The sequence below is a fragment of the Nitrospira sp. Vd2 genome (assembly GCF_979581665.1).
This window is the reverse complement of sequence record NZ_CEFZSK010000039.1, coordinates 111,140-128,314: the sequence shown is the minus strand read 5'-3', so window position 1 is coordinate 128,314 and position 17,175 is coordinate 111,140. Positions and strand designations below refer to the sequence as shown.

Sequence of the window (17,175 nt, the reverse complement as noted above, 5' to 3'; positions counted from 1 at the left end):
GGATTCATGGTCGCACTGCACGTCGCCGTTATGAAGGGCTATGACGCGAATCCTCAAGCCACGGCCGAGGCGATTCGCAACGGGTGGTTTTTTACGGGGGACCTTGGCTACCTCGATCAAGACGGCTATCTGTTTATCACCGGGCGGGCCAAGGAGTTGATCGTCACGGCGGGCGGGAAGAACATCGTGCCGGAGGAACTGGAAGCCCGGTATCTCGCGAGTCCGGCGATTGCGGAACTGTGCATTGTCGGCGTGAAGCGGCTCGGGGAAGGCGGCGAAGGGCTTCACGCCGTGGTGGTGCCGAACTTCGAGTACGTCAAGGAACAGAAGCTCGTGGATGTGCGCCAACTGGTGAAGGATGAACTGACACGGGTCGGGCTGACGCTCCCGCCGTACAAGCGTATCTCGGGGCTCTCGATCGTGACTACTCCGCTCCCTCGCACCAGGCTGGGCAAGATCCAACGATATCGGGTCGCGGCGATGCTCGATCAAACAGCCGCCGAGACCAGGCCAGTTACGCTGCTGTCGGAAGCCGACCAGGCGCTGATAGATAGCGACGCCGGGCGTCTCGCCATCGCGGCGCTGGCGCCCTTTGTCGAGAAGGGCCGGCGTATCGCCCTCGACGACCATCTCGACTTGGACCTCGGGTTCGATTCGCTCCGCCGTGTGGAACTGCTGGCCTCCCTCGAACGGGGACAGTGTCCGTTACCCGAGACCCTGGCGTTCGAGGTGATGACGGTTCGAGAGCTGATCGAGAGACTGGCCCATCTGACTCAGGGGATGATCACGGAAGAAACAGGTGCACAATCCTGGAGCGATCTGTTGAAGGTCGAGCCGCCGCCCGACGTGAGCAAATTGCTGCTGAGACCACGCCGGTTCCATGAGCAGATCGTGGCCTCGCTCACACGAACTCTGCTGCAGCTCATCTTTCGCGGCATCTTTCGACTCCGCGTGACGGGATTGGAGTACCTGCCGCGAACCGGGCCGTTTCTCCTGGCGGCCAATCATACGAGCTATCTCGATCCGTTCGCGATTGTGGCCGCTGTGCCGTTTGACATCTTTGCGCACCTGCACTTCATCGGCTGGCAAGCCTACTTCCGCAACCGTTTTACCGCCTGGGTGGCTGAGGTCGGGCGTATCATCCCGGTGGGTATGGAGGCCTCACTTGTGACGGCGCTCCGCGCGGTGAGTTTGGTGTTGCGACAAGGACAGATTGTGTTGATCTTTCCGGAAGGCCAACGGGCCGTGAACGGCGAAGTGAAACCGTTTCGGCTTGGGGTCGGCATTCTTGCCTGTGAACTCGGCCTCCCGGTCGTGCCGGTATGGATTAGCGGTACCTACGAGGCCTGGCCGGTCGGCGCGCGTTGGCCTAGACCGCATCCGGTCACGCTCGCGTTCGGTTCGCCGGTCACTATCTCCACGGCGCAGATTGAGCGATGGCGACAGGATGGCCGCGATCCCTATCGAGCAGCGACGGATCTCGTGCGCGCGGCGGTGACGACGCTCGCCCCTGCCTCGCACAAGCAGGGCGACCCAGCCCACGAAGACTGAACAAGCCATGAACGGCCGTCTTTGTGCAGCCAATACGGTCCGCTGTCTCAGGATCCAGACGGCGCCGTGCGTGTGGTAGTGCCCAAAGTCGGCTGACGCTTGAAATCGCGCAGGGGATCGATCCAGTCCCTTATGTCTGCCTTTGAGTGTTCACCAGCTGTTCACCAAGAGGCCGGAACTGGTCGGTTCGGGCAGGAGGAGATCGGATGTCGTGAAACTGGGGACCGCGCTGGGAGCCTCGATCCTATTGAGGAATGTGGAGTGTTGCGGGTTAAGGGGAAAAGCGAGACGCGGCTTATGAGTCCGCTGCTCTGTCCTGTATGGAGACTGAGAACCTGAGGATGAATGGTGTTAGAAGGCGCTCAACGCTCAATGCAACGCCCCCATATCCCCAGGAGTCAGCCACCACGAGTGGCTCGTCTTTACCATTTACAGCCGGTCCGTCTTGGACAACCGTTTGGACAACCACTTTTTCGAAAGACCCCCAAAAGGCTCAAAAACGACCCCTCGCGCATTGCCGCAACTGGCGCGGGAGTTCTGAAGATTTTGAAGGGGTTGTGGTGCCGAGGGACAGAATCGAACTGTCGACACCAGCCTTTTCAGGGCTGTGCTCTGCCAACTGAGCTACCTCGGCACGCCGAACGCTGAGAAGGAAGGATCGAGAAAACGCCTGAGTCGGACCGCATGGCGTTTCCGAATAACTGGGGCGGCATCTTACCAAATGACTCGGCCCTTTGCCACACCTCTATGATCATGAATCATTGGTATCGGTGGCGTGTATGGTTTGCTGGATTGACTGAGTGAAGATTATTTCTTCGTCGCGCCGTCGGTCTTGCCGATCACGTTCATGGCCAGCGCAATCATCGAGCCGACGTCGGAGACGGTCGCGGGAAGGACCAGCGTATTGCTCGCCTTCGCGAGTTCTCCAAACTTTCCAATATACTGCTCGGCGACGCGGAGCTGCACGGCCTCATAGCCCCCTTCGATGCGGATCGCTTCCGCGACTTTCCGAATCCCCTCCGCCGTGGCCGTCGCGATCGCGGTAATTGCGGCGGCCGCGCCTTCGGCTTCGTTGACCTGCTGCTGCCGCTTGGCTTCCGACGCTTTGATCACCTGTTGTTTCTGTCCTTCGGCCTGATTGATCGCGGCGTCCCGCTCGCCTTCCGACGTCAAGATCAGCGCGCGCTTTTCCCGTTCGGCGCGCATCTGCTTTTCCATCGCCGCGAGCACGTCTTTGGGCGGCGTGATGTTCTTGATCTCGTAGCGCAACACCTTGATGCCCCATGGCTCGGAGGCTTTGTCGAGTTCGTTCACCACTTGAATGTTGATGTTCGTCCGCTCTTCGAACGTCTTGTCGAGGTCGATCTTGCCGATCTCGCTGCGCAGCGTCGTTTGGGCGAGCTGCGTGATGGCGAATGCATAGTCCGAGATGCCGTAGGACGCGCGGTGCGGGTCAAGGACTTTCAAATACAGGACACCGTCGACCGCCACCTGAACGTTATCCCGCGTGATGCAAATCTGCTCAGGAATGTCGATGGCCGTTTCTTTGAGCGAATGCTTGTAGCGCACGACGTCGAGGAACGGAAACAGGATGTGAAAGCCGGCGTTCAAGGTCGTGTGGTACTTCCCCAAGCGCTCCACCACAAACGCACTTTGCTGGGGCACGACTCGGGCGGTTTTCGCGATCACGATGAGCACGAGCACCGCGAGGACGAGCACCACGAACAGGCCGCCGGACATAGTTGCCTCCTCCATTATTCAGGAATCAGCCATAGTGTGAGCCCTTGGACACGGTCGACCCGTGCCCGTTGGCCTTTGGCTAACGCGGCGGCTCCGCTGTTTCGCGCCGACCAGGTCGACCCGCGTAGTTCCGCTTTGCCCAGCGCGTGCGGGGCGATATCCTCGAGCAGGACGGCGACTTCCCCCACCAGCGAATCGACGTCCTCGGCGGCCGGCTCACCGCGCTTCGTCCATTCCAGGACGCGACCGCGAAAGAGGAGAAGCGACACCACCGACAAGAGCGAAAAGAGCAGCCATTGGAGCCAGTCGGTGGTCACGATGCCGAGGCCTCCGAGCGTGCCAATCATCAGAGCGGCGAGGCCGAAGAACAAAATGTAAAAGCCCCCGGGCGTGAGCAGTTCGCCACCAAGCAACGCCAACCCCAAGAACATCCAGTACCACCAGGTCATCGTGATCTCTCCTGGGTCAAGCGTAAAAGGGAGTACCTATCGTGTCAAGGATAACGTGGGGATCACCAGGCTACGGAGTTCATATGGGAACCGACTCCCGCGCGCTTGACGCGTTCGTTCAGCGAACGGTATGCTCGACTCGCTGCTTGAGGAACGAATACCGATGGTGGACGACGTTCACAACGCCGAGGAGCAGGCGAGCGAATCCGAGCCGGGCGAACCCCTGTCTCCATCCGAATATGTCGGCAAGCTGGTTCGCGAGGCCCGGGCCGCGGCGGGCAAGCTCGCGGTGGTTCCAACGGCTGCCAAAAATCTCGCGCTGCGGGCGATGGCCGACGGGCTTGAAGCCAAATCCGAGGAGATCCTGACCGCCAATGCCGAAGACCTCGAGGCCTTTGAATCGGCCAAGGGAAAGGAAGCAGTCGCCGATCGTCTTCGCCTGACTCCGGGTCGTATCACCGAGATGGCGGCGGCTCTCCGCGAGATTGCCGAGCTGCCGGACCCGGTCGGCCAGACCATGAAGATGTGGCGGCGGCCGAATGGCATGCAGGTCGGGAAGGTCCGCGTGCCCATCGGCGTGATCGGCATTATTTATGAGTCGCGCCCGAACGTCACGGCGGATTCTGCCGCGTTGTGTCTGAAGTCCGGAAACGCCTGCGTGCTCCGCGGCGGCTCCGAGGCCATTCACTCGAATACAGCAATTGCCGGCGTGCTTTGCGAGGCGATCACAGAGGCGGGCTTGCCGGCTGGGGCCGTCAGCTTCATCGATCGCACGGAGCGGGAGATCGTCACGGAACTCCTGAAGCAGGACACGTTTGTCGATTTGATCATTCCTCGGGGCGGCGATTCCCTTATGCGAACCGTGACCTCCGAATCCCGCATCCCGGTCATCAAGCACGACAAGGGCGTCTGCCACATTTATATAGACGCCGACGTGGATCCGGCGATGGCGAAGAAGATTGCCGTGAACGCCAAGGTTCAGCGCCCCTCGACCTGCAACGCGATGGAGACGTTGCTCGTCCATCAGATGGCGGCGCGCACCGTGCTGCCCGACCTCGTCGATGAACTGATCAAGGCGGGCGTCGACGTGCGTGGATGTCCCAAGACGTTGCAGATCTGCCCGGACGTGAAGCCCGCCGCGGAGAGCGATTTCGGACAGGAGTTCTTGTCCCTGACGTTGGCCGTCAAGGTCGTCAAGCACATGGATGAAGCGATGGAACACATCGCGCAGCATGGCTCCCGGCACACGGAGGCGATCGTGACCAACGATTACGGCCGCGCCCTGCGCTTTCTGCGAGAAGTCGATGCGAGCGCGGTGATGGTCAATGCGTCGACGCGACTGAACGATGGCAATCAGTTCGGTCTCGGTGCGGAGATCGGCATCAGTACCACGCGCATCCACGCACGTGGCCCGATGGGCTTGGAAGAGTTGACGAGCTCGAAGTTCGTCGTGTTCGGTAGCGGCCAGATAAGAGAGTAGAGGCTGCTGAAAAAGGCCTCCAACTTCGTTCTCGGATCGTCAAAATCCTCAACGTACCGCAAAGGGTACGCCTCCGGTTTTGACTCACCTGCGGCCTCGTTGGCGGACCTTTTTGAGCAGCCTCCCAATCTCAAGCTCGGAGGCATCCATCACAGTTTTGATCCCTTCCGGTAGTTTCGTCTTCCCTGCGAACCTTCGTTACCACGACCCCACGACGGCTGGCGCACGGGTCGTCATCACGCGATCCGAGCACCGTATCGTTTACGGCACGCATGGTCGCCGTGTCCTCCTGACCGATCCAGACGGTCATCCACTGCATGAATGCGAGTGGAGTCTTCGGGATGATGGCACGACGTACCTCGTCCGTGCTCGCATCCGGCTCGATTGGGGGCAATGGGTTGGGATCAAGCCGAGCGGGCTGGTCAGTACTACGGTGCTCGATCTGTCCCGCAAGCCGGGATGGGAACGGGTACGAGCCGATGACCTCCGCCGGATGGCCGCCCAGGCGTTACGGGTGCCGCTCGACGAGATCCGGTTTTTCTATACGGATGATGATTTGAAGATCGACCACCGAGGTCGTGCGACGATCCGGCATCGCAAGGACGCGTTCTACGTGTTGGAGGACGGTACGTTTGATCGCGCACGCTTCATGGCGTGCATGGGTGCGATGCACTGGGAGGCGATCGATTTCCTGCCCGTCGTCGAATTGTTCCAGTCGCTCCTGTCCGGCACCGGCTCGGCGGCATTCGAGCTGATCCGGGGGCTTTACGACGATCAGAATGAAGGGCGGCTGGCGTCCGTGCCGCTCCGCTACCGCGGCATCCCGACCTATCCCTCGGAAGCGGCGTTTCAACTCTTCAGCACGTGCTTCATGCCAACGGCACCGAGCGGCCGGGACTCGCTGCCCGTCTTCATGGACCCGTCGCGCTCGCACCAAGTGACCTGGCTGCCCGCGCCTGATCCGCCGCGACGGTATGTCGACCCACGGACATCGGCGTGCATTACGATCCGAGGCGAGACGATTGAGAAGGTGACGTTGGCGGACGATCGGACGGGATTGCCATTCACGAATGCGGACAGGATGCCCTTCGCGCCCTACAATCGGTGGCTCAGCATCGAGGAGGGCGTGCTGCGCCTTCATGACGGAGCGATCATGAGGGAAGTGCCGATCGACGCACGATGGGGCTCGATTCGGCGGGCGAAGGGACCGGCCTCAGTGGCGCCGCTCCACTGGACGGCGCTGTTTGTCGACGGGCCGCCGGACGTTCAACCGGCCGACGCGTTTTCCGCCGTCTTGTTGTATCCCGACGATGATGCCGAGATCGAGGAATCCGCGAGCCAGCCGTTCGTGGCCGATTATCTCGATGACCTTACAGAGGAGCAGCCGGAGGTGCGGGGCGCGATTCGCCGCGCCCGATCAATTCGGCTCGACAACTTCGATGCGGCGCTCGGTGCGCTCGTCCGTCTCGATCAGCCGGCGCAGTACTCGGTCTTGTACCACCGCGCCAACCTCGTTCAGCGGCAGGTCCAACAATTATGGAACCGAGCAGCGAAGCAAGGCGCACTACCAACGCTGACAAAGATCAGGTGCCGCCAGGCTTCGCGCGCCAAAACGGAGGAATCAGTAGACGTGCTCTATCAATGGATCCCGTTCGCCGATTACGACAATTCAGGAGCTGTGTGCTCGATAGTCACTGCCGCGGCCCGTGCCCTTCGACCCGGCGGTCTCGCCTTTATGGTCGGTCCTGCAGCAATGGCTCGCTCTTGCGCCGAAGCCGGTTTCTCTGTGATTGGATCGAACCGAGTCGAGGAGTTGCCGACATTTCAGATGCACCGCAGTATCCTGCGGAACGCTCGTCTCAAGGCCGGTCTCACGCTCTTTCATCTCGCGAAAACCCGTGTCGGTCCGTCTTGACACGCTTCGTTTCAGCCGATAAGATGCGATCGCCTTTAACGCTCATCCGGTGAGGTGAGCAAGGAGCGTGCAATGCCCAGCGGACAGAGTCCGTCGTCCTCATCCTCGACCTTCTTCCTTCATCGGGAAGAAGGTTTTTTTATGCCCAAAAACGAAATAGGTCTGTCTGGTCCGCGCGCGCAGAACGGACAAAACGGACGCAACGAACCGAGCGTGTCGTGATGCTGCCATCAACCGACAAACATCGTGAAAAGCTGGTCATGGACGCGAACGACATCGGTCGCGCCTTGACCCGCATCGCGCATGAGATTCTGGAGCGCAACAAGGGCACGGACTCGTTGGCGTTGGTCGGGATTCGTACGGGAGGCGTGTATCTCGCGCATCGGCTGGCCAAGCGGTTGGAAGAAATCGAGCATGTGAAGATTCCGATCGGGGATTTGGACATTACGCTCTATCGCGATGATCTCGCCATCCGAAAGGATCAACCGGTGCTACGCAAGACCAGCATCCCGTTCGATATCTCGGACCTTCGGATCGTGCTCGTCGACGATGTCTTCTTTACGGGCCGGACGGTGCGGGCCGCGATGGACGGACTGATGGATTTGGGCCGGCCGGCGGAAATTCAGCTTGCCGTGCTCGTCGATCGAGGACACCGCCAGCTGCCGATTCGTGCGAATTACATCGGGAAGAACGTGCCGACCTCGCGGGATGAAATCGTGCAGGTCTTTTTGGAGGAGGAAGGGGAAGAGGATCGGGTCGTCATTCTGAAGGACACCACGCATCCATCGGGAGGCGCGCCATGAGCTTCAAACATAAAGATTTGACCAGCATCGCCTCTCTCACCGCCGATGAGATCATGTTGATCCTCGAGACCGCCGACTCCTTCAAGGAGGTGACCGGACGCGAGATCAAGAAAGTGCCGGCGCTCCGCGGTCGAACCGTCGTCAACCTCTTCTTCGAGCCGAGCACGAGAACGCGCACCTCGTTCGAGTTGGCCGCGAAACGCTTGAGCGCCGACGTCATCAACTTCTCACCGTCATCCAGCAGTGTGGTCAAGGGCGAGACGCTGCTCGATACCGCGCTCAATATCGAAGCGATGCGGGCAGACATCATCGTGCTGCGGCATTCGTCGGCCGGCGCGGCGGAGACGCTTGCCCGTGGCGTGAAAGCGTCCGTGATCAACGCGGGCGACGGCTGGCATGAGCATCCCAGCCAGGCCCTGCTCGACCTCTTCACGCTGCGCGAGAAAAAGTTGGAGTTCAATGGGCTTAGGGTCGCGATCGTCGGGGACATCGCGCATAGCCGCGTGGCGCGATCGGATATATACGCGTTGACCAAGCTGGGGGCGGAGGTTCGAGTGGTGGGGCCGCCCACTATGATGCCGGCCGCGATCGATCGGCTTGGCGTCAAGGTGTTCTATGATCTCGATGCTGCGCTGCGCGATGTCGACGTCATCATCATGCTTCGGCTGCAGCTCGAACGACAGGGCAAGGCCCTGTTTCCCACGATTCGGGAGTATTCGCGGCTGTACTGCCTGACGCCCGAACGCGTCCGACTTGCCAAGCAAGGAGTGGTGATCATGCATCCGGGCCCGATCAATCGAGGCGTGGAGATTTCGCCGGAAGTCGCCGACAGCTTTTCATCCGCGATCCTGGATCAAGTCACGAACGGCGTCGCGGTGCGGATGGGCATTCTCTACCTTCTCAGCGGCGGGAACGCGTAAGAGGCACTATGGCGATTCTGATTCGCGGCGGACATGTGCTCGATCCGGGACGGACCAATATGATGGCCGACGTGTTGATCGATCAGGGGAAGATCGTGGCGGTGGGTCCGAACCTGAGCAGCCAGTCGAAAGCCGGCCGGAACGACGCCACGATCATCGACGCAACCGGCAAGCTGGTCCTGCCGGGCTTTGTGGACCTCCATGTCCATCTCCGTGAGCCGGGCTACGAGTATAAGGAAACGATCCGGACGGGGACGGCGGCCGCGGTCGCGGGTGGGTTTACCTCGGTCTGTTGCATGCCCAACACGAATCCCGTGAATGACAATCAGGCGGTGACGGAATTCATTCTCGAGCAGGCGCGGGCGGCCAAGCAGGCGCGGGTGCTACCGATCGGGGCGATTACGAAAGGCTCCGAAGGCAAGGAGCTCTCCGAAATCGGCGATCTGCGCCGAGTGGGATGCGTGGCGATCTCCGACGACGGCCGTCCGGTGATGAACAGCTTGATCATGCGGCGCGCGATGGAGTATGCGCGGGCGTTCGACCTGCCTGTCATCGATCACTGTGAGGACCTCCATCTTTCCGAAGGCGGGTGCATGAACGAAGGCTTCGTCTCGACGCAGCTCGGCTTACAGGGGATTCCGGCCGCGGCCGAAGACGTGATGGTGGCAAGGAACCTCGCATTGGCGGAGTTGACCGGGGCCCGGCTGCATCTGGCGCACGTCAGCACGGCGAATTCCGTCCGGATGGTTCGCGATGCCAAGGCGCGGGGCATTCGCGTGACGGCGGAGGCCTGCCCGCACCACTTCACGTTAACCGAGGAGGCGGTGCGCGGATTCAACACGATGGCGAAAATGAACCCGCCGCTTCGAACGTGGGACGACGTGCAGGCGATCAAGGACGGGTTGCGCGATGGCACGATTGATGTCATCGCGACGGATCACGCGCCGCATGCCATTCAGGAGAAGCAGCACGAATTTGCATCGGCGCCCAACGGCATCATCGGGTTGGAAACCGCGCTGCCCCTGACGCTGGCTCTTGTCGATGAAGGTGTCCTCACGCTCGAAGCCGCGATCGCAAAGCTCACCACCGGTCCTGCGGCTGCCTTCGGCCTGGATGCGGGGACGCTCAAGCCCGGTGCGCCGGCCGATGTGGTGATCGTCGATCAGCATGAGACGTGGGAAATCGATCCGGCAAAGTTTCGCTCCAAGAGCCGTAATACGCCGTTCACTGGGTGGAAGGTGAAAGGTCGCGTGCACGTGACGATCGTCGAGGGCGACCTCGTGTATCAAGCAGTCGCCTGAGATGGCGCCGGGGAGCCGATGGGGGATCGTGATGTCCACGGTTGAGTTCGTCGCGTTGGCGGTGTGGATCGGGGGATTGATCGTGATCGTGGCGTCCGTGATTCCGGCGGTCTTCAACTCGTTTGGCATGGAACCGGGCGGGCGGTTCCTGACCCGCGTGTTCCAGGGCTACAACCGGCTGCTGGTGGTTGCCGCCGGCGCCTTGCTCGTCACGCTGCTCCTGCGGCATCTTGTTCCGATGCTCAAAGGCGTTGCACGCGTGGGACGGGCCGAGTTGGTGGTCACCCTCGTCATGGTCGCTGTGGCCGGCCTGATCGTGTTCGTGCTCGAACCGAACTCGGTGAAGCTCCAAGAGGAGGCTTTTGCGGTCAAGGATGAAGCGGCGCGGAAGGCGGCGTATGCGGCCTTTTTCAAAAGCCACAACCTTGTCCGTGCACTGTATGTGGTGATACTGGCGCTCGCCGTGGCGCTGATTCCGATCAAGTTGAAGTACTGGATGAACGTGAAAGGGGCAACCAGGTGACACGCGCGCTCTTGGCATTGGCGGATGGGACGACCTTCGAAGGCCGTCCCTTGGGGTTCGAAGGGGAGACGGTCGGGGAGGTCGTCTTCAACACGGCGATGACCGGCTATCAGGAAATCTTGACCGATCCCTCTTATAAAGGACAGATCGTGACGATGACGTGCCCGCACATCGGCAATTATGGGATTGCGCGCGCAGACAACGAATCCCGACGTGTGTGGGCGGACGGCTTCATCGTGAAGGAATCGAGCCGGCGGCCAAGCAATTGGCGGGCGGAGCAGGCGCTCGATGACTATTTGCGTGAGGCGAAGGTCGTGGGCATCGAAGGAATCGATACCCGAGAGTTGACCCGGCATCTCCGCGATCATGGCTCGCAGACCGGTGTCATCTCGCACGTCGATTTGGACCCGAAGCGACTCATCGAAAAGGCGCGGCAGGCTCCTTCGATCGTGGGGCGGGATCTCGCGGCAGAGGTGACATGTCGAGAGCCTTATCAGTGGACGGAAGGGTCCGGCCCCTGGTTGCCATCGTTCAACGGGCAGGGGTCCCATGGCAAGGGGTCGCCTCGATGGAAGGTCGTCGCGTATGACTTCGGCGTCAAGCAGAACATGTTGCGGCGCCTTGTCGATGTGGGCTGCGACGTGACCGTCGTCCCCGCTTCGACCCCTGCCGACCGTGTGCTGACGATGCAGCCGGACGGGATCATGCTCTCCAATGGCCCCGGCGATCCGGAAGGTGTGCCGTATGCGATTAAGGCCGTTCAGGAACTGATCGGCAAGAAGCCGATTCTCGGCATTTGCCTGGGGCATCAAATCCTCGGCCTCGCGATGGGACTGAAGACCTATAAGTTGACGTTCGGGCACCACGCCGCGAATCATCCTGTGATGGACTTGCGCACCCGAAAAGTGGAGATCACGTCGCAGAACCACAACTTCGCGGTCCAGATTCCCGGCGTGACGGCATCCGCTCCGAAGCCGCCGGTCGTGCAGACCCCGTATGGCAGGGTAATGATCAGCCACATGAGCCTGAACGACGCATCGGTGGAAGGGATGGTCGCGCTCGATGCGCCCGTGCTCTCGATCCAATACCACCCGGAAGCTTCGCCGGGCCCTCACGACTCGGCGTATGTGTTCGAGCAATTCGCTCAGATGATGGAGAAGACGCATGCGTAAGCGATGGTTGTTTGGCGCGCTGTCTATGTCGTTCGCCTTAACGATGTTCGGCTGTATTACGATCAATCTGCCGCCGCCGCCGGGACCGATGAAGGAGGAAGAGTTGAGCGGCAGCGGCAGCCAGAAAGTGCTGCTCGTCGACCTGTCCGGCGTCATCAGCTCGGCCGACTCCGAGGGGCTCATCGAGCGGCCAAACATGGTGGCGACCATCAAGGAGCAGCTCACCCGCGCCGCGGAAGATAAGAAGGTGAAAGCGGTCGTGCTCCGGATCAATAGCCCTGGCGGGACGGTCACGGCGTCGGACATCATCTATCATGAGCTGCGGGCTTTTAAGCAGAAGCGAAAAATTCCAATCATCGCCTCGATCATGGATGTCGGCGCGTCCGGTGGCTATTACGTCGCGATGGGTGCGGACAAGGTCGTCGTGCATCCCTCGTCGGTGACCGGCAGTCTCGGGGTGATCATGATGACGATGAACGCGCGGGGCTTGCTCGAGAAGATCGGTGTGGAGGCCACCACCGTGAAGTCCGGCCCGAACAAGGACATGGGGTCTCCGTTTCGGGCGATGACGGACGAAGAGCGCGTGATTTTCCAGAAGCTGATCACGGCTTTTTATGAGCGTTTCTTAACGGTCATCCACGAGGGTCGCCGGAATCTCACGCCGGAGGAGATTCGCAAGCTCGCGGACGGCCGGGTCTACACCGGCGAACAGGCGACGGCGTTGGGATTGACCGATGCGGTGGGGTATCTGGACGATGCGATCGATGTGGCAAAGCGGGAGGCGGGGTTGACCGAAGCGCGGATCGTCACGTACCGCCGCCCCGGCGAGTATCGCAATAACATCTATTCGAAATTTCTGGGCGGGGAAGCCGGGTTCGCGGCGCTTGCGAATCTGGATGTGATGGCGCTGTTCCGTGGCGGCACGCCGCAGTTCATGTACCTGTGGGCGCCTTGACCTGTGAGTCATCGTGCGAGAGGCCGACCGTGGAGATCGACCGGAGCGGACGTCGGAGTGAGTGGTGGCTGAGGCCGGTCACCCGGCGAAGCGCGCTTTCCCTGGCGTTGCAGGGCCTGTTCGCCGTCTCGACGGCCGGCTCGCTGCTCCAGTTCCTGAGTGGCTGTTATCGCGCGCCGGGCACTGCCCGCGACCAGCTCATCTTCATCTCGGAAGAAAAAGAAATCGCGATGGGGGTGAAGGCGTTTCACGAAGTCCTCCGCCAAGCCCGGCTCAACGAGAACCCGGAGATCAACGAAATGGTCCACCGCGTCGGCGAGCGGATTGCGGCCGTGGCCAACAAGCCCGAGTACCACTGGGAGTTCGCCGTGATTCAGGACGACAAGGTGATCAACGCGTTTGCCTTGCCCGGTGGAAAGGTGGCGGTCTTCACCGGCTTGCTGAAGGTCACCAAGAATGAAGCCGGGCTCGCGACCGTGATGGGACACGAGGTGGCACACGCCCTTCAGCGCCACGGGGCAGAGCGCATGAGCCGAAGCGTGCTCGAGTCCATTGCGCAGATCGGGGCGATCGCGGGAGCAGCGGCGGGACGCGTCGATCCGGGCGTGGCGATGGGCGCAATGAGCGCGTACGGGATCGGCGTCTCACTACCATTCAACCGCCGGCAAGAGTCTGAGGCCGACTACATCGGACTGCGGCTCATGGCGGAGGCGGGCTACGATCCGCGGGAGGCGGTGCCCTTCTGGGAGCGGATGAGCGGCTGCCCGCGTCAGCTCATCGGCAAACTGTGCTTTCGCTCGCAGACCGCGATCCCGGAATTTCTTTCAACGCACCCATCCGATATCACGCGTATCAATCAAATCGAAGCATGGCTTCCGGACGCCATGCAATATTATCGACCGGCCAATGCGACGACGCCGCCACCTGCGCCGCCGCTGCCGCCGATCATCGGTCCGGTGCCCAGAACGGGATGAATCATGAACCGCGTCTGTCAATTGATGTTGGGCTTGGACGCGTAACAGTGAACCGAGGGCTATGCCAAAACGGACGGATCTCCAAAGCATCTTGTTGATCGGCTCGGGGCCGATCGTCATCGGGCAGGCGTGCGAGTTCGATTACTCCGGGGCGCAGGCCTGCAAGGCGCTGAAGGAGGAGGGCTACCGCGTCATCCTCATCAACAGCAACCCGGCGACCATCATGACCGATCCCGAACTTGCCGACCGCACGTATATCGAGCCGATTACGCTCGACGTCGTGGAGCGGGTCATCGAACGGGAGCGGCCGGATGCGATTCTGCCGACGATGGGCGGCCAGACGGCGCTCAATACCGCGATGGGGTTGGCCAAGCGCGGGACGCTCGCCAAATACAAGGTGCAGTTGATCGGCGCCTCCGAGGAAGCGATCCACAAGGCCGAGGATCGCGACGCGTTCCGCCGTGCCATGTGGCGGATTGGATTGAAGACACCGGACAGCGGGATCGCGACGTCACTTGGCGAGGCCGAACGGCAGATCGAACGGATCGGCTTTCCGGCGATCGTCCGGCCGTCCTTTACGCTGGGCGGGACCGGCGGCAACATCGCGTACAACGTGGAGGAGTTCAAACACCATGTCGAATGGGGCTTGACCATGAGCCCCGTGCATCAAGTGCTGATCGAGCAGTCGGTCATCGGGTGGAAGGAATTCGAACTGGAGGTCATGCGCGACCTCAAAGACAACGTCGTGATCGTCTGCCCGATCGAAAATGTCGATCCGATGAGCATTCATACGGGTGACAGCATCACGGTCGCGCCCGCCATGACGCTGACGGACAAGGAATACCAGGTGATGCGCGACGCGGCCGTGCGGATCATCCGCGAGATCGGCGTGGATACCGGCGGCTCGAACATCCAGTTCGGGATCGATCCGAAGAACGGCGACATGGTCGTAATCGAGATGAACCCGCGGGTCTCGCGTAGCTCCGCGCTCGCCTCGAAGGCGACCGGTTTCCCGATCGCGAAGATCGCCGCCAAGCTTGCGGTCGGCTACACGCTCGATGAAATCACCAATGACATTACGAAGGTGACGAAGGCCTCGTTCGAGCCGACGATCGACTATGTCGTCGTGAAGATGCCACGCTTTGCCTTTCAAAAGTTTCCCGGCGCGGACACGACGCTGACCACGCAGATGAAATCGGTCGGCGAGGCCATGGCGATGGGGCGGACGTTCAAAGAGGCGCTCCAGAAGGTGATCCGCTCGCTGGAGGTCGATCGCTACGGCTTGGTGTCGTTGCACGGGCTGGATTACGGCCTGCCGGATCCGGCTCAGCAGGAGCAGATTCGCGGGCGGATTCGAGAGGCCTTGCGTGTGCCCCACGCCGACCGCCTCTGGCAGATGGCCGACGCGCTGCGGCTCGGCATGTCAAGCGAGGAACTCTTTGCGCTCACGCATATCGATCCCTGGTTCATCGAGCAGCTCCGCGAGATCGTCGAATTTGAAATGCAGCTCAGGTCCCTGTCTGGAGGGCCGGCCTCCGAGGAACCTCGAACCTCGAATCTCGAACCTTCCTGGCTCCGCGAAGCCAAACGGCTCGGGTTCTCCGATCGCCGGATCGCACAGCTCACCCGGCTTAGCCAAGGGGAGGTGCAACGCAGACGGAAAGCAGCCGCGAATGGGGAGCAGCCGTGGGGCGTGACGTACAAGCGGGTCGATACGTGTGCCGCGGAGTTCGAAGCCAAGACGCCGTACCTTTACTCGACGTATGAACGAACGTGCGAGGCTCGCCCCACTGAGCGCCGAAAGGTCATGATCCTGGGCGGCGGTCCGAACCGCATCGGTCAAGGGATCGAGTTCGACTATTGCTGCGTGCACGCCGCGTTCGCGCTTCGGGAGGAGCAGATCGAAACGATCATGGTGAACTGCAATCCCGAGACGGTGAGCACGGACTACGATACGTCCGACCGGCTCTATTTCGAACCGCTCACCGAGGAAGACGTCCTCAACATCGTGGAGCGCGAGCGTCCGATGGGTGTCGTCGTCCAGTTCGGGGGGCAGACCCCGCTCAAGCTCGCCTTGCCGCTCGAACGCGCGGGCGTGAAGATCTTGGGCACCAGTCCAGACGCGATCGATCGTGCCGAGGACCGCGAGCGGTTCCGCGATCTGTTGGATCGGCTCGGCCTTCGGCAAGCGGCAAGCGGGATGGCGCGCTCGGTAGGCGAGGCGGTGCGTGTCGCGGCGAGCATCGGCTATCCGGTGATGGTGCGGCCGTCGTATGTCCTCGGTGGCCGGGCGATGCAGATCGTCTACGATGAAGCGGGACTCCTGGCCTATATGGCGACGGCGGTCAAGGCTTCACCTGACCATCCCGTCTTGATCGATAAGTATTTGGAAGACGCAATTGAGATCGACGTCGATGCGATTTCCGACGGCCGCCGCGTGGTGGTGGCCGGGATCATGGAGCACATTGAAGAAGCGGGCGTGCATTCCGGGGATTCGGCCTGCTCGTTGCCGCCATACACGCTCAACGGCGGGATGATCGAGCAGATCCGCCGGGACATGACCGCGTTGGCGCTCGAACTCGGCGTGGTGGGGCTGATGAATGCGCAATTTGCGGTGAAGAACGGATGTCTGTACGTGCTGGAGGTGAATCCGCGCGCGTCGCGGACCGTTCCCTTCGTCAGCAAAGCCATCGGTGCACCGCTCGCCAAGCTCGCGATGAAGGTGATGCTCGGCCGAACGTTGGATGAGTTGCACTTCACCGACGTGCAGTTCCCATCGTACGTGGCGGTAAAGGAAGCCGTGTTCCCGTTCACGAAGTTCGCCGGGGTCGACGTGCTGTTGGGTCCCGAGATGAAGTCGACGGGTGAAGTGATGGGGATCGACGGGGACTTCGGCTGGGCCTTCGCGAAATCGCAGGACGCGGCCGGGTCGCCGCTGCCGACGAACGGGAAGGCCTTCATCAGCGTCAAGGATCACGACAAGCCGGCGGCCCTGGAAGTGGCACAACGGCTGATTCGCCTGGGATTCGCCATCGAAGCGACACGCGGCACCGCGACGTACTTCCATGAGCACGGGTTGGCCGTAGAGTTGGTCAAGAAGGTGAAGGAGGGTCGGCCGCATATCGTCGATCATGTCAAGAACGGTGAGATCAGCCTGGTCGTGAACACGGTCGGCAGTGAAGCCTCACACGCCGATTCGGCCGCCATCCGTCGTGAAGCCCTGCAGCAAGGCGTCTCCTACTTCACGACGATGCGCGGCGCCCGTGCCGCCGTCATGGGGATCGAGGCACAACAAAAAAAAGGCTTGAGCATTCGATCGCTGCAAGAACATCATCGGGCCCGATGATGTTCGCGTCCGTCAGTTGTCCAACCATCAGTTACGTTCATCGACT

The 17,175-nt window shown here is 61.3% G+C and carries 13 protein-coding genes and 1 tRNA gene; 11 read left to right on the top strand and 3 right to left on the bottom strand.

Going from position 1 to position 17,175, the window contains the following annotated elements; all coding sequences use genetic code 11:
* Nucleotides 1-6 precede the first annotated feature (6 nt).
* Nucleotides 7-1,551, top strand: coding sequence for a 1-acyl-sn-glycerol-3-phosphate acyltransferase (locus tag AC1U7K_RS16285; RefSeq protein WP_480252651.1), 1,545 nt, complete (start codon nucleotides 7-9; stop codon nucleotides 1,549-1,551).
* Between the two features lie 558 nt (nucleotides 1,552-2,109).
* Here the strand turns inward: AC1U7K_RS16285 and AC1U7K_RS16280 are convergent.
* From AC1U7K_RS16280 to AC1U7K_RS16270, 3 genes are all read right to left on the bottom strand, one after another.
* A tRNA-Phe gene (locus AC1U7K_RS16280) sits at nucleotides 2,110-2,185 on the bottom strand.
* 173 nt (nucleotides 2,186-2,358) lie between these two features.
* Nucleotides 2,359-3,291 carry an SPFH domain-containing protein gene (locus AC1U7K_RS16275; protein ID WP_480252650.1) on the bottom strand — a complete coding sequence of 311 codons (933 nt, stop codon included), beginning with the start codon at nucleotides 3,289-3,291 and terminating at the stop codon, nucleotides 2,359-2,361.
* 14 nt (nucleotides 3,292-3,305) lie between these two features.
* A complete protein-coding gene (locus AC1U7K_RS16270) occupies nucleotides 3,306-3,740 on the bottom strand; it encodes an NfeD family protein (protein WP_480252648.1) in 435 nt (144 codons plus the stop codon).
* A gap of 223 nt (nucleotides 3,741-3,963) precedes the next feature.
* Here AC1U7K_RS16270 and AC1U7K_RS16265 point away from each other — a divergent pair, with 223 nt between their 5' ends.
* The 10 genes from AC1U7K_RS16265 to carB all read left to right on the top strand — a co-directional run bounded on the left by AC1U7K_RS16265 (nucleotide 3,964) and on the right by carB (nucleotide 17,129).
* Nucleotides 3,964-5,220 carry a glutamate-5-semialdehyde dehydrogenase gene (locus AC1U7K_RS16265; RefSeq protein ID WP_480252776.1) on the top strand — a complete coding sequence of 419 codons (1,257 nt, stop codon included), beginning with the start codon at nucleotides 3,964-3,966 and terminating at the stop codon, nucleotides 5,218-5,220.
* 157 nt (nucleotides 5,221-5,377) lie between these two features.
* The gene (locus tag AC1U7K_RS16260) at nucleotides 5,378-7,135 is read left to right on the top strand and encodes a hypothetical protein (RefSeq protein ID WP_480252647.1); all 1,758 of its coding nucleotides are present in this window, start codon (nucleotides 5,378-5,380) and stop codon (nucleotides 7,133-7,135) included.
* Nucleotides 7,136-7,356: 221 nt separating this feature from the next.
* Entirely contained in the window at nucleotides 7,357-7,938 is a 582-nt protein-coding gene (gene pyrR, locus AC1U7K_RS16255) for a bifunctional pyr operon transcriptional regulator/uracil phosphoribosyltransferase PyrR (protein ID WP_480252774.1), read from the top strand.
* Nucleotides 7,935-8,858, top strand: a complete 924-nt coding sequence (locus AC1U7K_RS16250) for an aspartate carbamoyltransferase catalytic subunit (protein ID WP_480252646.1) — start codon at nucleotides 7,935-7,937, stop codon at nucleotides 8,856-8,858. Before pyrR ends, AC1U7K_RS16250 begins: the two co-directional genes overlap by 4 nt.
* A gap of 8 nt (nucleotides 8,859-8,866) precedes the next feature.
* The gene (locus AC1U7K_RS16245; protein WP_480252644.1) at nucleotides 8,867-10,159 is read left to right on the top strand and encodes a dihydroorotase; all 1,293 of its coding nucleotides are present in this window, start codon (nucleotides 8,867-8,869) and stop codon (nucleotides 10,157-10,159) included.
* Nucleotide 10,160: 1 nt separating this feature from the next.
* Nucleotides 10,161-10,682 carry a DUF4149 domain-containing protein gene (locus AC1U7K_RS16240; RefSeq protein ID WP_480252642.1) on the top strand — a complete coding sequence of 174 codons (522 nt, stop codon included), beginning with the start codon at nucleotides 10,161-10,163 and terminating at the stop codon, nucleotides 10,680-10,682.
* On the top strand, nucleotides 10,679-11,854 hold the full coding sequence (carA, locus tag AC1U7K_RS16235; RefSeq protein ID WP_480252641.1) for a glutamine-hydrolyzing carbamoyl-phosphate synthase small subunit: 1,176 nt from the start codon (nucleotides 10,679-10,681) through the stop codon (nucleotides 11,852-11,854). The genes AC1U7K_RS16240 and carA overlap by 4 nt, the downstream gene beginning before the upstream one ends.
* Nucleotides 11,847-12,809: a signal peptide peptidase SppA gene (sppA, locus tag AC1U7K_RS16230; protein WP_480252640.1), complete on the top strand. Its 963-nt coding sequence runs from the start codon at nucleotides 11,847-11,849 to the stop codon at nucleotides 12,807-12,809. Before carA ends, sppA begins: the two co-directional genes overlap by 8 nt.
* A 29-nt stretch (nucleotides 12,810-12,838) precedes the next feature.
* The gene (locus AC1U7K_RS16225) at nucleotides 12,839-13,783 is read left to right on the top strand and encodes a M48 family metallopeptidase (protein WP_480252638.1); all 945 of its coding nucleotides are present in this window, start codon (nucleotides 12,839-12,841) and stop codon (nucleotides 13,781-13,783) included.
* A gap of 61 nt (nucleotides 13,784-13,844) precedes the next feature.
* Nucleotides 13,845-17,129 (top strand): carbamoyl-phosphate synthase large subunit, encoded by a 3,285-nt coding sequence (gene carB, locus AC1U7K_RS16220; protein ID WP_480252637.1) that lies wholly within the window; start codon nucleotides 13,845-13,847, stop codon nucleotides 17,127-17,129.
* The last annotated feature ends 46 nt before the right edge of the window (nucleotides 17,130-17,175 follow it).

What these genes read in the sequence shown, in the direction of transcription:
- AC1U7K_RS16245 (WP_480252644.1), top strand. Translation starts at nt 8,867, where the DNA reads ATGGCGATTCTGATTCGCGGCGGACATGTGCTCGATCCGGGACGGACC.
- AC1U7K_RS16270 (WP_480252648.1), bottom strand. Translation starts at nt 3,740, where the DNA reads ATGACCTGGTGGTACTGGATGTTCTTGGGGTTGGCGTTGCTTGGTGGC.
- AC1U7K_RS16285 (WP_480252651.1), top strand. Translation starts at nt 7, where the DNA reads ATGGTCGCACTGCACGTCGCCGTTATGAAGGGCTATGACGCGAATCCT.
- carB (WP_480252637.1), top strand. Translation starts at nt 13,845, where the DNA reads ATGCCAAAACGGACGGATCTCCAAAGCATCTTGTTGATCGGCTCGGGG.
- pyrR (WP_480252774.1), top strand. Translation starts at nt 7,357, where the DNA reads ATGCTGCCATCAACCGACAAACATCGTGAAAAGCTGGTCATGGACGCG.
- sppA (WP_480252640.1), top strand. Translation starts at nt 11,847, where the DNA reads ATGCGTAAGCGATGGTTGTTTGGCGCGCTGTCTATGTCGTTCGCCTTA.
- AC1U7K_RS16250 (WP_480252646.1), top strand. Translation starts at nt 7,935, where the DNA reads ATGAGCTTCAAACATAAAGATTTGACCAGCATCGCCTCTCTCACCGCC.
- AC1U7K_RS16275 (WP_480252650.1), bottom strand. Translation starts at nt 3,291, where the DNA reads ATGTCCGGCGGCCTGTTCGTGGTGCTCGTCCTCGCGGTGCTCGTGCTC.
- AC1U7K_RS16240 (WP_480252642.1), top strand. Translation starts at nt 10,161, where the DNA reads ATGGCGCCGGGGAGCCGATGGGGGATCGTGATGTCCACGGTTGAGTTC.